Origin of the sequence: Colwellia sp. TT2012, assembly GCF_001440345.1 — a bacterium.
Lineage (GTDB): Bacteria > Pseudomonadota > Gammaproteobacteria > Enterobacterales > Alteromonadaceae > Colwellia.
Map to the genome: position 1 here is coordinate 86,623 of NZ_LJYX01000016.1, position 16,549 is coordinate 103,171.

The window sequence follows — 16,549 nt, forward strand, 5'->3', positions numbered from 1 at the left end:
TCACTTAATCACCAGTCAATTCTCTGTGGTGAAAATTACTAGTGTCTTTAATACCAATGTCGCTGAAAACAGAAACCCTAACCTTTCACTATCTCTTGCAAATAAGCTCGAAAATCATCGCCCAACTCTGGATGACGTAAAGCGTACTCAACATTCGCCTTCATATAACCCAGCTTAGAACCGCAATCATGTGACTTACCCGTCATATGAAACGCTTCAACGGTTTCGATTTTCATTAAACTGGCAATAGCATCGGTCAATTGAATTTCATCACCGGCACCAGGCGGCGTAAACTCGAGCATGTCCCAAATTTTCTCTGATAGCACATAACGACCAACCACAGCTAAATTTGACGGTGCTTCATCCATAGGTGGTTTCTCAACAATGGCAGTCATCGCTTTAGATTCACCGGCAGCAAGTTGGTGCCCTGCACAATCAGCTACACCATAATTACTGACCATGTCCATAGGAACAGGCTCAACCATTATTTGACTATGCCCTACTTCGTTATAACGCTTTAACATAGCCGCTAAGTTTTCAGTTTTTAAATCTGCTGACGCATCATCTAAAATAACATCAGGTAAAACCACCACAAAAGGCGAATCGCCAATAATAGGTCGCGCCTTTAGCACCGCATGACCTAAGCCTTTAGCTTCACCTTGACGGACATGCATGATAGTAACGCCTTTAGGGCAAATAGCCTGAATTTCTGCTAAAAGTTGACGCTTTACACGATTCTCTAAAGTAGTTTCAAGTTCAAAAGATTTATCAAAGTGATTTTCTATAGCATTTTTAGACGAATGAGTTACCAGTACTATTTCTTTAATACCCGCAGCCACACACTCATCAATAATATATTGAATCATGGGTTTATCGACTATTGGCAACATTTCTTTGGGTATGGCTTTTGTGGCAGGTAACATTCTTGTGCCTAAGCCTGCTACGGGGATCACTGCTTTTGTAATTTTATTATTCAAGATTCACTTCCATTTATTATTTATATATTAATACTATTGCTATTAGTCATTACCGAAAAGGTCACGGGTATAAACTTTATCAATTACATCTGCTAAATTATCACACATACGGTTAGAAACAATGACATCAGATATCTCTTTAAACTCGGCCAAATCTGTAATTACGCGAGAATGGAAAAACTCAGCCTCATTAAGCTCAGGCTCATAAACAACAACTTCAATACCCTTAGCTTTAATACGCTTCATAATGCCTTGAATACTAGACGCCCTAAAATTATCTGAGCCACTTTTCATAATAAGACGATAGACACCTACAATTTTTGGATTTTTCTTCACAATAGCCGCTGCTACGTGATCCTTGCGGGTAGTATTAGCATCAACAATCGCGCTAATTAACGAGTTAGGAACATCTTTATAGTTCGCTCGCAGTTGTTTTGTATCTTTAGGTAAACAATAACCACCATAACCAAACGAAGGGTTATTATAATGATTGCCAATACGAGGATCTAAGCCAACCCCTTCAATGATGTGTTTAGTATCTAAGCCATGAGTTTCAGCATAGGTGTCTAATTCATTAAAATAAGCGACCCGCATGGCTAAATAAGTATTAGAGAAAAGTTTAACCGCTTCAGCTTCGGTAGAGTCAGTAAACAAAATATCAATATTTTCTTTAACCGCGCCCTGCGCTAATAAATTAGCGAATACTTTGGCTCGTTCCGACTGCTCACCGACAATAATTCTTGAAGGATGCAAATTATCATAAAGCGCTTTGCCTTCACGTAAAAACTCGGGTGAAAAAATGATGTTGTCACAGCTAAGTTCTTTTTTAATACGCTCAGTATAACCAACGGGTACGGTTGATTTAATTATCATAACCGCTGTCGGGTTAATTGCCATAACCGCTTTAATTACCGATTCTACTGACGAAGTATTAAAATAATTGGTGTCGGGATCGTAATCGGTTGGTGTTGCTATTATCACGTAATCAGCATTTGAGTATGCTAGTTTTTGATCAAGCGTCGCTGTTAGGTTAAGCGGCTTATTCACTAAAAAATCTTCGATTTCGCTATCAGCTACGGTTGATCTTTTATCGTTAATTAAATTAACACGTTCTTCATTAATATCTACAGCTATGACTTCGTTATGTTGAGCTAGTAATACTGCGTTTGAAAGGCCAACGTAGCCTGTTCCTGCTATTGTGATTTTCATTTGTTATCCATTTACTATAAGTTAATTACTTTTAAATATAAACTGAGGGATTTTAGATAAATTTTCCCTCAAAATAGCTTTTACTAAGGGAATTTTATTATTTGATAACGCATTTATATCTTCTTTGGTTTTTTGAATAATATTTTTAAAACTTCGGTTACTCACACCACCAACTGGCATTTTTATAAGCACTTATGGTAAATAACTCATTTCTACTTTATTAGTCCAAAGATAACGTAGCAAAGAGTCGTAATCAGCGGCTATTGTAAAACTTAAATCAAACAAGCCATATTTTTTATAGAGTTTGCGTTTCATATAAAAAGTGGGGTGTGGAGGCATCCAACCATTTTTAAGTTTTTGCTTTGAATAGTCGCCTGATTTCCATAATCGCACAATATTATTAGTATTGTCTTTTGATACATATTCGATATCAGCATAAATCGCTTCACAGTTATTAGCGTTAAAAGTATCAACAATATCTTTGACTGCATCAGAGTAGGTAAATAAATCATCTGAATGTAAGAAACCAACAATATCACCTGTTGCGGTGATAATGCTAACTTTCATTATTCATGAACCTTTTTCATTTAAAAAATCAACTGTATTTTGCACACCCTGCTCTAACGATATATTATCAAAAATATTAATATCATTTACAGGTAATGGATCATAAACATTATTTGTCATCATATTCTTTAACCTAAAAGAGGTTAAAGGAAATTTAACCCCTATTATTTTCAAAAAACCACCAAGAAACGCTGCCAATTTAATCGGTGTTTTTCAAGGTAGTTGTCGCCTAAATTGTTAAGCAGCTTCTTTGTATTGCTCTGGATTTAACTCCACAGCGCCTATTGGCTGCCAGTTTCTTTCACTTTTTGACCATCGTTCAGGATGCTCATTTCTTTATGTCTGATATAACCCTTTTCGCTTCGCCAGTATCCCAACATCAAGACCATCGTGTCTCTGGCATGGCGTGACAAACTTGATCCTGCTATGGCGATGCTCATTGTTATACCAAGACACAAATTCTTTTACCTATTTTCGCGCTTCATCTAAGGGTTTAAAACCCTCCGAAGGCCAACGTGGATGGTATTTCACCGTTCTGAACAGTGACTCTGAGTACGGTTTATCATTACTCACCCTGGGGCGATTGCGTGAGGTAACAACACCTAAATCAACCATTTTAGCTCGCATGGTTAAGCTTTTCATCGGCGCTCCATTATCCGAGTGCAAGACTAACTCTGTTTTTGAGCATTTCTCTGTCCATACACTTCGCTCAAGTAACGCTGCCGCTTGCTCACCTGTTTCATTGTGGTGGACTTCCCAACCAACCACTTTTCGGCTGTAAATGTCTTCAATCATATACAGGTAATAGTGTTTTCCTATCACGGTTGTCGGCATGTAGCTGATATCCCAACGCCACACCTCATTCGCTTTTTTAGCCGTGTAGCTCGTCGGTTTTTTATGGGGATTTCTTGGCTTAGCTTTCCCTCTATGGTGCAGCATATTCTCAGCTTTTAATTGGCGATAAAAACTTGACTCAGAAGCAATATATTCACCTCTGTCTGCCAGTATTGGTACTATCTGGCTTGGTGGTAATGGGGAAAACTCTTCGCTGTTACAAACATCAATCACTGCTTGCCTTTCAGCTTTACCCAGTTTGTTCCCAGGCTCCGGCCTTGTTGCTCTTGGCCTTTTATCTGCGCCAATTTTCCCCGTCTATTCGCCAACGCTGTAAGGTTCTTGTTGAGAAACCAATAATCTCACAGGCCTTATCTTGCCTCGCACCTGACTCGATTGCTGTGCTGACCAACTGTGCATGCTTCTGCCTATCGGTCAGAAAAATTAGCTGTCCTCTTTTTCCTTCCAATAGGCATCGAACTTTTTCCTAATACAAGCAATGCGCGGTTTCTGCTAAGGCTTTGTCTTTTCGGCGCAGCTCTCGCTCTAATGCTTTTGTGCGTTGCTTGTCAGATTTTTGTTCTAGCGTTTGTTTTACTCTTTTTTCGGCTTTGTTGTGTTACCTGCGATACAAGCTAGTTCCCAAGATTCATCTGCTCTGGATATAAACCTTTAACTCGACAATACTCACTTAACTCAACTTCCGACAATGTGGATGTTTCGAGCACAACAGCAAACTTCTCTTCACTTGACCACTCATCTGACGAACTAACTTTTGACACTTTTAAACCTGAGACATTGAATTGCTTTTGCCAACTATACAGGGTTGAAATATTTATACCTTCTTGCTCTACAAACTTTTTGACCGACAAGCCTCTTTGACTCAGTTTATTTAATATTGCTTCTTTAAACTGGCTTGAATACCTTTGATAATCCACTAACTTAAACTTACCGCACCCTGTTTATTTATAAAATCAATTGAGGCGACAACAACCCTGACACAGGGGGTCGTTTCAAAACTAAACGGTTTAAATTCATCACTCAATTTTTAAAGTTCTGCACATAACCTTATATTGTATTGATGAATTAACATAACAACACTATGTTTGCTATTTTTTAGAACTCCATAAAGGTGTCATAAAAACATAATTTCATGACCACCAAATATTTTGGATTCATCAATATATAAAACAGTCATTTAGCTACTTCATGACTGTTTAAAACAAAAGAAATGGGGCTATTAAGTTGAGATCTAATTCGAAAGTATCCATAAATAACACAGGACATCATAAAGTAATGATATTTATAAAAATAAAGTAAGTTACTAAATAATCCTGTGAATACAAACCCTGAAAAAACAAATTTCCCATACCCTTTGAATTTGTATGTAAAAAATACTATAAATGATATAAACAATCATGGGAAAAAAGCCCAATTCTAAACCTATACTTAATACCGCATTATGTGCTGGATAAGATAACCCTGTAGCGCTTTGTAAAATGTTAGTCTGCTCCCCAATTCCATAACCAAATAAATCATCACCAATCAACGATATCGCGGCTGAATATATTGAGTACCTATTCGAAGATAATTCAATTAAAAATTCAAAGTTACTAATAGCTAATAAAATCCCCCAGAAAACACAAAAGATGGAAGTAAAAATAAGAATTCCTTTCCGATGGATATTTCTTTTATAAAAAAACACAATCATTGAAATTAACAAAAGAGCTATTAATGCATTTTTCGCAATCAATAAAACTAATACCATTAAAGAAATACAAATAGAGATACAGTACCTTTTTTTATTTGTATGCTGAAAAAGAAAATATGAAATTAATATTGACGACATTTGAATTACAGCAATGGAGTTAATATGGACTGAAAAGACCTCTTCATTGTGATACATAAAATAATCTTTCGCATGATATTGAAACGATAGCAAAAAATTACTAAATTCAAAATAACTAAGTAAATAATATAAAAAAAAAAGAGATAATAAAATGAACCTAACAGATATCCTTTAAAAACATCTAAACGAAACTGAACCATTCCTTTACACAAAACGATTATCAATGCGCATTGAACCACTCGCACAACAATTTTAATTTTTTCAGGACTAAAATCACTATTAAGCAATGAAAATAAAAAAACTTATAAGTGTTAAAGACATTAGAAGTGGTTTTGTTGCTATTTTAGAGTCTTTTATATAAATAAGGCTAATAATTATCATTAACAATAAATCATCTATTTTCAGAAAACCCAGTTTAGGAAACATACCTAAAGGAAGTGCAAAGAAAGAAAGACCACAAAAAGACCAGTTTACGTATCAACATCTATTACATACCTGTATAAAACAAATATTAAACATTTATTTCAATTCGGAATTAAGATAAATGAGATTAAATAATTTTTTAATCTCAACTCTGTTTAAAATTAGGATGAAAAATAATAACAGAATCCACAGTAAAATAAATAATCCCGAATATTCATCACCATAAACCATAAATCCAATAGCCAAAAGGAAATAGCGGTAGAGACTGCTGCTCCATATTTGGGTACTAGCAGTAATTACCTATAAGGTTAAATACAAAAGCCAACACCGATGCTAGCATGCTTAATTTACTGTTTCGGGTTATTACCTAAACCCACCATCGTTATTTCGGATGAAGTGCACGTGACAACGGCCATAATCGCCTTCCGCTGCCACCAGACATAATTACTGGTAATATCATTAATAAACTCTTTAATTCAAAATTTAAAACATACTTTTATCGCATTAAATTTTCTTTGTAATAACTCGGATAGTAGAAACATAAAGAAAAAACATCACTAAAAATCCTATCAGCATTACACTTTCAGCAACTTGAAAATACTCACCTGCCAATCCAATTACCGACATAATGACAGCGATTGTTGATATAGCAACTAAGGTTTGACGTGAGGATAAACCAGCACGTTGTAATATATGATGTAGATGGTCTCTGTCAGGTTTAAACGGTGATTTACCATTTTTATAACGTCTAACTACAATGGCTAACATATCCATTAGTGGGATTGCACAAATCCACAGGGCTGTTATAGGACGAAATGAAGCTTGTTCACCTTGAGTACCCATGGTTAACAACCAAATAACACTTAGACCAACAAACATACTGCCCGCATCACCCATAAATATCTTTTTGGCTTTTTTATTAAAAAACTTTTCAAAAAAACCCAAGTTATACATTAAATAAGGTACTGTTGCCGTTGCTAGTATCAAGGGGTAACTTAAATAATTTTTTTGTCCGCTCATAATAAATAAAATGGCGATTGAAGTGAAAGTGTTAATACTTAGGCTACCAATCAGACCATCAATACCGTCAATCATGTTGTAAGCGTTGATAACGACGATAATACCGACATAAGTGAAGATTATACCCAAGGGGCCTAACGTCACATCACCAAAACCAAAGATGTTACCTAAGTTTGAAATATAGCCACCAACACCATAGATCATTAAACTGGCAATAATAATCTGGCCAACTATGCGTACACGTACACGTAGATCAAACTTATCATCAAGGGCGCCAATAAAGACCATCATTGCCGAAGCAATAAGGTACATACGCAGTTCTAATGTGTTAGGTAACCATAATAGGCTGGCAGCGAGTACCGCTATGAATATTGAAATACCACCAATAAGGGGAATATGTCCGGAGTGCTGTTTGCGCTCACAAGGCTTATCAACTAAGCCGATTTCTATTGCTACTGGGTTAAAAAATTTAATCGCTAAAAACGCAAAAATGAATGCGGTAGTAGCTGTAGCAAGAATATACATAGTTAAGTTCCGATAGTATTAGCTAAAAATCGCCCTAAAGGCTCAAAGTAATTGAAAATTAATTTCAAAGGGGATAAGAAAAAACAACAAAAGAATATAAAGCTATTGTTTATTAAATCAATCAACTACCTTGTTTTTATTTCATTATATATTAGTGAGTTTTCTAACGGGCAGAGTATACTTGAGTTAATACACTATTGCAGCAAGAAAGTGTTTATTATTGTAACCTTAATCTATACCCAAGGTTAATAATGAAACATTAACAGCCCAAGATATTTATTCCCCCTAGCTAGTTTAATTCTCTGCTATAAGCAATAATTACTGACCCTGCCCTTTAGGATTACATAAGTTACTTATCTTTTCGGCTAAAGTATCGAATTAATACGATTAGTACTGATAGTATGCCACCAAGCATAGTACCTAATACCACAATTAACGCGCGTTTTGGTTTATCTTTGGTATCAGGGACTTGTGCAGGGTCTATAGTTTTAAGCACATATTCTTTTTTAACCATAGTTAACATCATGTTTTTTAGTTTGCTCTTCAATTAGCTGGTAAAACACCATTTCCATGGAGGCAATTTTAATATTAGCTAACTGATTAGTTAAATAATCAATGGACGCTTTTGTTTCAACTTTATCTTGCTCGCGCATATACTCATTAATATCTTTAACCAACCACGTTAGCCACTGTTTTGCAAGTATCGGTGAATAGAATTCAATATCTATATTTACCATTGACGTACTTTTATCTTGAGCAACGGTTACTAATCCGGAGAATGCTTGATATGCTTCCCATGAATATGGCTGAGGCTTTTTCGGTACTTTAACAACTTTCAACCATTTTTTATTTACCGCATCATACATTTCTTCATTTAAGATTAAAGTATCACTTGCCCTATCCCGTTTTTTGCTGCCATCAATGGCACCAATAACTCATGTTTACTGATAAATGCTTCAATAAATGAACGTGACTTTAAGATCTCTAACGCTAACGCCGTTTTATCAACCCCAACGCCACCAAGGTTAATACCTGCAAAACTAGCTAAACCACCAAGTTGACCTGCCATTGCGTTAATTCCACCTCCGCCCTCACTGGATGCAGGAGCTAATATTGCGGATGCTTTATAAATGTCAGGTTTAGACAGGGCGAAGAAAACAGAAGCAACAGCAAATATCATACTGATAGTAAAATTACCCTCCCAAATAGCGTGCCAAAGTTCAGCTAGATCAATTTCATCATCTTGGTTTTGAGTATTTTGTAGCAGTAGTTGTTGCTGAAGTAACTGCTATTGCAACAATTGCACATTGGCATCATTTGGCATTGCTTGAGAGTTTTTGATTGAACTTTCGACTGACTTATCTTCTGAATGAGCTACTGATTTTGACACTTTTCACCATATCCACTTGGCATATATTACTCGTATTCGCTTTATTAGCTTAACGAACGACAATAAAATTTCACGCATTATGCGAAGAATCAAAACAAAGTCAAAGGGGGAAAGTGCTTGGTGTTGTTAATAATAAAAATTAAAAAACAACCAGAACAAACATTCCCACTACAGAGGACACCGAGGCTACGCTGCACCGAGCAACGAAAAATAGATTCCCGACCAATAACTTCGGGAATGACGGCAATGACGTAAACTTATTCACCTCTGAGGACACAGGGCCATTTTTACTATACAGGAGAAGTGAGCTAAAGTTTTTTTATACCTTTTCCGCGCTTGTTAATAAATCAGCCAAACGCGCTATTTTAATATTACTCAGTTGACGGTAATCAAAGTATGGACAAACAATAAGTTTATTCTGGCTATCAATAGCAAATTCATCATCTAACCACACTAAATTAGTCTTGAGTTTACCATTACTGATTAACGCTTTGGCATGGCCTTTACCACAAATAATATGCACTATATCTTTGCTCGGCTCTATTTTCGGTGCCGAAAAGAGCAAGGCAGTTTTTCTTTGTGCTTGTAATAGGACTTTATCACGGTAGTCTTGCCAGGTTGGTGCTTGCGTTGAAAAGTTAAAATACTTTTTATCTAAAGCATAAAGCAACTTAGCATAGACATTAAATACTTTGCGCCAGCCATTGCCACACGATTGGTTAATCGCATTAATTTCACCTTCAACCAGTGGCATAACTGCATTTAAGCGCTGATACTCAAGCATATTTGGCTTGTTTGCTATATAAACAGCAAAGTTAAAAGCACTATCACCAAACCCTATATTAGTCATGTTTTCTGTTATCCCCTTTAATCATTTGGCTCATTAATATTTTACCTGCTTTAATCAAGCAATTCTGGCCAATTTATTTTTGCATTATCTAAAGAATTTTTACAGCTCATTGGCTCATCACCCTGATAATTTTGACAGCCCCAAAATTCACCATTTTTACTGGTACGAAAAACCATTTCAGCGTCACATTTATCACAAGTAGGGATCAGGCTTTTACATGAATAATTTAAGCAAAAGTTAAAGCCTGGATAACGTTTTCGTGTCATGGGGCTTGCACATTTTGCACAAGGTTTTTCTTTATGCTGACAACGAGGAAAGTGAGAGCAAGTATAGAAAACCCCATAGCGGCCGCTGCGTTTTTTTAATACGCCCGTATCACAAAGCTGACAATTTATATCCTCGACCACTGATTGACTAACCGTGCTGCAAAATTCATCTAGTTCAATTTGATGTTCATCCATCAGCTCTTGCACAAAGGGGCTAGCCGTTGTCATATCGGCAATGATATAAACTCGGTTTTTGGCTCTGGTAAGCGCGACATAAAATAATCGTCGTTCTTCGGCATAAGCAAAGGTTTCTTTTTTCGCCAGTAGCGCATCAACAAATGCTGGGGTTATTTTTTCAGCAGGAAAACCATGAGCCCCTTTTTTCAGCCCGACAATAATGACATAGTCTGCCTCTTGCCCTTTTGAGGCATGAAAAGATTGCGACGCTATCTTTAATAACGGGTATTGGCTATTCAATCGTTTAAGATCTATCTGGCTTGGCAAAAGAAACCCAAAACGCGCTAATAAGAACACGCTAACGGGCTGAGTTACTTTCCCTGAAATAGCCGCTAAAACATCATCAATGGCACCATTTGCCATTTCATCTGTGATATTTGATTTTTGTGAGCTGAAATTACTACTATCACGTTTGAGCAGTGATACCGCTGGCTCTTGCACTTGTTTCAACGATTTTATCGTTTTGGGTATTTGTGCAGGATTTTTACTGATAAAAGCTGTGGCGACTTCCCCTATTTTGTTATTAAATCTAAATGTCAGGTCTAATTCTGCTTGCGTGGTTTCGCCAAAGTAATGTGCAAACTCGGTAGTTAAGGTGATGTCAGCGCCACTAAAGCGATAAATCGCCTGCCAATCATCGCCTACTGCAAATACGGAACATGCTTTATTATTATCACGTAAAGCCTTGACTAAACGAGCCCGCGGCTCAGAGATATCTTGAAACTCATCTACCATAATAAAACGCCATGGCGAATGAAACTTTCCCGTTTGAACATACACTAACGCTTTATTAATCATATCGTCAAAATCAATCTCACCGTGAGACTTTAACTGCTGTTCATAAGCGCTTAAAATTGGCTTAAGTAACGCTAAAGCCTTTTCTGTCTGTTTTGGCTGCGCTGAGTTAGCGATAACTGTATCGGTTAAAGTGCGGTCTAAACCAGCCGCTTTATAGAGTCCAACAAGCTGAGCAAATGTTTTGGCAAGCTCGGCTATTCTGCCACTTTCTTTTAGCCTTGCCAGTATAAGCTCGGTTGATAATAATTCGAATTGAATTTTTTGAGCCGTCAATGACGTCATTAAGGCGCCAAGCAAGGTACCTTGTTTATGCTGAGCATAAGTAAACTCTAAACATTGAGTGTTAAATTTTTCATGAGTATTTCGTCGCCATTTAATAGCCTGATGATATTCGTCTTTATCGATATACGCGGCGGTATCGCCATGCTCATCTAGCCCATAATATTCAATATAGTGATTTAGCTCAGGTAAGAAAAAAACTGGCTGATATTGTTTACCACCTAGCGTTTTCGCTTCATAAGCATAGTCAGCTTGATACTGATATTCGATACCATGAGAAAATAACCAATTGGCAATATTTAGCTCAGCAAAACTTTCCACCTGTTCGCCTTTAAAGGTGCGAATATCATTATCGGTTAAATATTGGTAATACTCGCCAAGGCTATCAAAATCAAAGTTGTTACGCTCAAGGTAATAATATTGACTGCAATATTCGAGCACAAGCTGGCGATAATGGCCATATTCATTAATTAGCTGGTCAAAATAACGTTGAATCCATTGAAGCTTTGCTTTTTCATCTTGTGCAAATACAGATAATTTCGGTTTAGCTCCTTCGACCTGGGCGATAATACTCAGTCCTAAGCTATGAAAAGTAGTCGCACTGATTTTATCAGTCGATAACTTGTCTTTTATCCTTTCATCCATTTCATCAGCCGCTTTACGACCATAGGCTAATAATAATATTTCGCCCTTACCAGCCTGCTGGCTAGTTAATAAATAACCTGCGCGACCAACCATAACACTGGTTTTACCCGTGCCCGCGCCAGCTAGTAATAGATTATTATCATTATCGATAATACATGCCCGGCGCTGACGTGGTGTTAACGGATTAGACTCAACCGTATCAAAAAAACGTTTATAGATTTGAAGTTGTTTATTGATATAACGTTCACGACACTCAGCTATGCCCTGCTCTGTCCAACATTGGTAATAAGATAACAGTTGCAGTTTTTCAGCAACCTCGACCATTGCTTTACTAGCATTACTTAACTGGCTTAACTTGCTTGAGTTAAGCCAAGGGAACCAACGTTTACCTTCTTCATGTGCCGATAATTGCATACGTTCAATGCTTGATTGGCGTAAGTAGCGATTAGTAGTGATTTTTTTTATCGCCGTTAATAACGTGTCAACACGGTTAATATTGGCTAATGCCCACAGCATTTCAACGTTACTCTTTTGCCTGCGCTTAGCATTATACGCAAGCATGGTAAACACATAGTTTTTGTTTGCCGTTTTAAAGGAAATAATTTGCCCGAAGAAACTCAGGTGAAATTCAGGGGGTACTAGCAACTCTTGCCATTGAATGGTGAGTAAGCGCTGGTCAACGTCAATAACTAAGCCACTTTCACTGATCTTTATTACCGTTGAGAGACCAATAAATCGGCCAAAAAAACTTGAAGAGATACATTTCATTGACAATAAAAACCCAAATACAAAAAGAGAAAACACCAGAATGATTATTCTATCATTAGTGCTGTGTTCAGGTACAAATGAAGTGATAATCAAAGTAGATAGCCTTAATACACTCATTAAATTCATCATCAAAAACAGAAAGTATTTATAAAGATGTCAGTTAGCACTTTTGGCTACTGTAAAAATTTAACTCTTAAGAATTAAATGCAAAATATTAAAACGCAACTAAGATTAGTTGTATAAGTTTAAAAGGATAAAACAGATCAGGAGAAACAAATGAAATCCATTAGAGTAGCGGATTACATGAACAAACACCCTGTAACCTTTAATATTAATATGTCAGTTGCAGAAGCTTCAGAAAAATTAATTCACTCCCCTCAAAACGGTGCACCGGTACTCGATGTTTACCAACATGTTATCGGTTTTGTATCAGAGCAAGAGTGCTTAATTCACCTGCTTGAAGATACCTATTTAAGTGAGCCCCACACGACTGTGGCAGATATGATGCGAACCGATGTCCTAACGGTAGGTTGTGAACACTCTGTTGTAGATTTAGCACAACAAATGACTAAAAACAAACCAAAGCTTTACCCTGTTGTTGATGAGAATAAACGCTTATTAGGCATAATTACCCGCAGTGATATTTTAAACGCTATCGATATTCACCTTCGCTCATTTTATGAAAAAGGCCATGGTCGCTTGGTATAAATAGCGGCCAAAATACTTAAACACACTCGTTTTAGGTATCTAGATAAGTTATGGCTATAAAATTTTTACGCAAGTAAAAGTACGTTCAGTGCTGTGTTTACATGAATGTGCGATAGCGCAGTCTATATTTCCAACAAATGCTCAATTCTGGCTTTATTTAAGCCTTATTTGTTGGGCCTTTTTCTTTAAAAAAAGCACCTGTTTTAAAACAAAACACCGTTAAAAATTCATAGATAAAAAACTTTATTCAGCCTTGGTTTGTGTAAAATATATACTATGCTTTTACCAAGTGCTGTAACTTCCTCATATTTAATTGATTTTCAGTTGATTTTAACTAATAAAGAAAATAAAGGTTAAGGTGACTTATGCTTTCAACCAGTTTTATAGTTTATTTTATCGCCACTATATTATTAACCATCACCATGTTATTGGTGTCTCATTTACTCAACCCTAAAGTAGCCACAAGAACCAATAATGAGCCCTTCGAGTCCGGCATCGTTGGTCAAGGAAGTACTGATATTCGATGGAATATAAATTACTTTTTAGTGGCTATCTCGTTTGTGATTTTTGATATAGAAGCAGTCTTTTTGTATGTTTGGTCAATCGTGGTGATGGAAGCTGGTTGGCATGGTTTTTTTATCACTTCTTTTTTTATATTCATATTACTAACCGCCCTACTCTATGAAATCAAACAAGGCGCCTTTCTCTGGGGTGAGAAAATTCCCGTTAAAACTGTGCACAACCCGTTAAGTAGAGAGGCTTAAAATGCGTTGGCAATTAACTAAACCCGAGCAAGTAATCGATACTCAAGTTGCGGGTATTGAAGACCTCACCGAGAAAAATTTACTTTTAGCTAAATTAGATGACTTAGTGGCTTGGGGTAGAGGAAATTCCCTTTGGCCTTTTAATTTTGGTTTATCCTGCTGTTACGTTGAAATGGCAACCTCTTTTACCAGTCGTCATGATATCGCCCGTTTTGGCTCCGAGGTAATACGTGCTACTCCTAGAGAAGCTGATTTAATTGTCATCTCTGGTACTGTTTTTTTAAAAATGGCCCCCGTTATACAATACCTTTATGAGCAAATGCTTGAGCCTAAATGGGTGATTTGCATGGGTTCATGTGCTAATTCTGGTGGCATGTATGATGTTTATAGTGTTGTACAAGGCGCAGATCGTTTTTTACCGGTTGATGTCTATGTACCTGGCTGCCCGCCTCGCCCTGAAGCCTTAATGTACGGCTTAACCTTATTACAACAAGCCATCAAGGAAGGTTACTCAAAACAAAAAAGGCCGCTTAATCGCATTATCACCGCTGAAGAAATTGAAAAATTTGCCACCCGTAATCTAAGAGATGAAAAAAACGCCTCTCGTATGGCCGTCACAACACTTCGAACTCCCGATGGGGTCTAGTTTATGACATCAGAGCATAATAATAAGATAACCGATGAGCTAATAGCGCAAATTCCTGAACTGTTTAAGCAATTCAATAAAGAGCATTTTGCCCCTCAAACTACCTGTGACGACATAGTGACTTTATGGGTTTCAAGTAAAAGGATAATTGCAATTTTATCCTTTATGAAAAGCATCACTGACCCCTTTGATATGTTATACGATTTATATGCTGTTGATGAAAGGCTACGTTTAGATAAACACCAGTACCCTATTTTAGATTTCACTGTGGTATATCAGCTGTTATCAATAAACAGAAATAAACACATTAGATTTAAAGTTGCCCTAGAGGAAGCACAGCTACACATACCAACCATCACGCACATATTTAAAAATGCCAACTGGTATGAAAGAGAAGCATGGGATCTGTTTGGCGTAACCTTCATTGATCACCCACTGTTAACCCGAATTTTATTACCGCCAACATTTAAGGGCCATCCATTACGTAAAGAGTTTCCTTGTCGAGCAACAGAGCAAGACCCTTTTACTTTAGATGAACAAAAACTACAAAAGGAACAACAAGCACTAAAATTTATTCCTGAGCAATGGGGCATGAAAAAAAGTAACGATGATAACGACTATATGTTCCTTAACTTAGGACCAAACCACCCGAGTGTTCATGGTGTCTTTCGCATCGCCTTACAGCTCGATGGTGAACGTGTTATCGATGCCGTACCCGATATTGGCTTTCATCATCGCGGCGCTGAAAAAATAGCAGAACGCCAAACCTGGCATGGTTTTATTCCCTACACAGATCGCATCGACTATTTAGGCGGAGTGATGAATAACTTCCCTTATATTTTAGCCATTGAAAAATTAGCCGGTATTGAAGTCTCTGAGCGGGTTAAGTGCATTCGCGTAATGTTGTCTGAATGTTTTCGAATATTAAGTCATATGTTGTTTTTTGGTACCTTTGCCCAAGATATAGGTCAGTTGTCACCTATATTTTATTTATTTATCGATAGAGAAAAATTATTTGCCATTATTGAAGCCATAACAGGGGCAAGAATGCACCCCAGCTGGTTTCGTATCGGCGGTTTAGCTCAAGACCTACCCCAAGGTTGGGATAAAATGATGCTTGAATTCACTGATTATTTTCCAAAAAAGTTAGATGAATACGAGGTCATGGTGATGCAAAATAGCATTATTAAAAAACGTAGCATAGGTATAGGTCAATATACCAAAAAACAAGCCATTGACTGGGGTGTAACTGGGCCTGGTTTACGCGCGACCGGCTGTGATTATGACTTAAGAAAAGTATCGCCTTATAGCGGCTATGAAAATTACGATTTTACCGTACCACTCGATGATCAAGGTGATGCCTATGCTCGCTGTAAACTTCGGGTAGAAGAAATGCGCCAGAGTATCCGTATTATTAAGCAATGCATTAAACATATGCCTCAAGGTCCATATAAAGCCGAACACCCATGCACAACACCCCCGATGAATAACCTCAGTAAAAATGATATCGAAACACAAATTCAGCATTTTTTAAATACCAGTTGGGGTGCTGTTATGCCAAATGGTGAATCATCTTTTGCCGTTGAAGCCACTAAAGGTATCAACAGTTATAGCATTATCAGTGATGGTACCAGCTCAAGTTATCGTACGCGCATCAGAACCCCTTCTTTTCCACATTTACAAATGATCCCAGAAATATCAAAAGGTTTAATGCTTGCCGATTTAATCGTCATTATAGCCAGCATAGATTTTGTCATGGCTGATGTAGATAGATGATGTTGATATTTGAAGTAA

Annotated in this window: 16 protein-coding genes and 1 pseudogene; 4 read left to right on the top strand and 13 right to left on the bottom strand. The window is 37.1% G+C overall.

From position 1 onward, the window contains the following. Window positions 1-77: 77 nt before the first annotated feature. The 13 genes and pseudogenes from galU to ASU03_RS09145 all read right to left on the bottom strand — a co-directional run bounded on the left by galU (window position 78) and on the right by ASU03_RS09145 (window position 12,637). Window positions 78-977 carry a UTP--glucose-1-phosphate uridylyltransferase GalU gene (gene galU / locus ASU03_RS09100; RefSeq protein WP_197411229.1) on the bottom strand — a complete coding sequence of 300 codons (900 nt, stop codon included), beginning with the start codon at window positions 975-977 and terminating at the stop codon, window positions 78-80. Between the two features lie 42 nt (window positions 978-1,019). Continuing rightward, entirely contained in the window at window positions 1,020-2,186 is a 1,167-nt protein-coding gene (locus ASU03_RS09105) for a nucleotide sugar dehydrogenase (RefSeq protein ID WP_057831541.1), read from the bottom strand. Window positions 2,187-2,207: 21 nt separating this feature from the next. Then, complete coding sequence (locus ASU03_RS21095) at window positions 2,208-2,366, bottom strand: hypothetical protein (RefSeq protein WP_197411230.1); 159 nt, start codon at window positions 2,364-2,366, stop codon at window positions 2,208-2,210. A gap of 12 nt (window positions 2,367-2,378) precedes the next feature. After that, window positions 2,379-2,753 carry a glycosyltransferase gene (locus tag ASU03_RS09110; RefSeq protein WP_057831542.1) on the bottom strand — a complete coding sequence of 125 codons (375 nt, stop codon included), beginning with the start codon at window positions 2,751-2,753 and terminating at the stop codon, window positions 2,379-2,381. Between the two features lie 237 nt (window positions 2,754-2,990). After that, window positions 2,991-4,525 (bottom strand): annotated as a pseudogene (locus ASU03_RS19865) (IS3 family transposase). A gap of 386 nt (window positions 4,526-4,911) precedes the next feature. Continuing rightward, complete coding sequence (locus ASU03_RS09125; RefSeq protein ID WP_157465873.1) at window positions 4,912-5,493, bottom strand: hypothetical protein; 582 nt, start codon at window positions 5,491-5,493, stop codon at window positions 4,912-4,914. A gap of 748 nt (window positions 5,494-6,241) precedes the next feature. After that, entirely contained in the window at window positions 6,242-6,319 is a 78-nt protein-coding gene (locus tag ASU03_RS20700) for a sugar phosphate nucleotidyltransferase (RefSeq protein WP_442855137.1), read from the bottom strand. A gap of 44 nt (window positions 6,320-6,363) precedes the next feature. Next, window positions 6,364-7,404, bottom strand: coding sequence for a UDP-N-acetylglucosamine--undecaprenyl-phosphate N-acetylglucosaminephosphotransferase (wecA, locus tag ASU03_RS09130; RefSeq protein WP_057831544.1), 1,041 nt, complete (start codon window positions 7,402-7,404; stop codon window positions 6,364-6,366). Between the two features lie 349 nt (window positions 7,405-7,753). Further along, a complete protein-coding gene (locus ASU03_RS21905; protein WP_331456665.1) occupies window positions 7,754-7,918 on the bottom strand; it encodes a GNVR domain-containing protein in 165 nt (54 codons plus the stop codon). Further along, a complete protein-coding gene (locus tag ASU03_RS21910; RefSeq protein ID WP_331456666.1) occupies window positions 7,911-8,270 on the bottom strand; it encodes a hypothetical protein in 360 nt (119 codons plus the stop codon). Before ASU03_RS21910 ends, ASU03_RS21905 begins: the two co-directional genes overlap by 8 nt. A gap of 14 nt (window positions 8,271-8,284) precedes the next feature. After that, complete coding sequence (locus tag ASU03_RS21915; RefSeq protein ID WP_331456669.1) at window positions 8,285-8,671, bottom strand: Wzz/FepE/Etk N-terminal domain-containing protein; 387 nt, start codon at window positions 8,669-8,671, stop codon at window positions 8,285-8,287. Between the two features lie 442 nt (window positions 8,672-9,113). Next, window positions 9,114-9,644: a DUF6942 family protein gene (locus ASU03_RS09140; protein WP_057831545.1), complete on the bottom strand. Its 531-nt coding sequence runs from the start codon at window positions 9,642-9,644 to the stop codon at window positions 9,114-9,116. 50 nt (window positions 9,645-9,694) lie between these two features. Next, a complete protein-coding gene (locus tag ASU03_RS09145) occupies window positions 9,695-12,637 on the bottom strand; it encodes a UvrD-helicase domain-containing protein (protein ID WP_057831546.1) in 2,943 nt (980 codons plus the stop codon). Window positions 12,638-12,913: 276 nt separating this feature from the next. Between ASU03_RS09145 and ASU03_RS09150 the strand changes: the two genes are divergently transcribed. The 4 genes from ASU03_RS09150 (at window position 12,914) to nuoC (ending at window position 16,531) form a co-directional block, all read left to right on the top strand. Then, entirely contained in the window at window positions 12,914-13,345 is a 432-nt protein-coding gene (locus ASU03_RS09150) for a CBS domain-containing protein (RefSeq protein WP_057831547.1), read from the top strand. A 365-nt stretch (window positions 13,346-13,710) separates the two neighbouring features. Beyond that, window positions 13,711-14,109: an NADH-quinone oxidoreductase subunit A gene (locus ASU03_RS09155; protein WP_082627226.1), complete on the top strand. Its 399-nt coding sequence runs from the start codon at window positions 13,711-13,713 to the stop codon at window positions 14,107-14,109. A gap of 1 nt (window position 14,110) precedes the next feature. Continuing rightward, window positions 14,111-14,755 (top strand): NuoB/complex I 20 kDa subunit family protein, encoded by a 645-nt coding sequence (locus ASU03_RS09160; RefSeq protein ID WP_057181284.1) that lies wholly within the window; start codon window positions 14,111-14,113, stop codon window positions 14,753-14,755. Between the two features lie 3 nt (window positions 14,756-14,758). Then, window positions 14,759-16,531, top strand: a complete 1,773-nt coding sequence (gene nuoC, locus ASU03_RS09165) for an NADH-quinone oxidoreductase subunit C/D (protein WP_057831548.1) — start codon at window positions 14,759-14,761, stop codon at window positions 16,529-16,531. The last annotated feature ends 18 nt before the right edge of the window (window positions 16,532-16,549 follow it).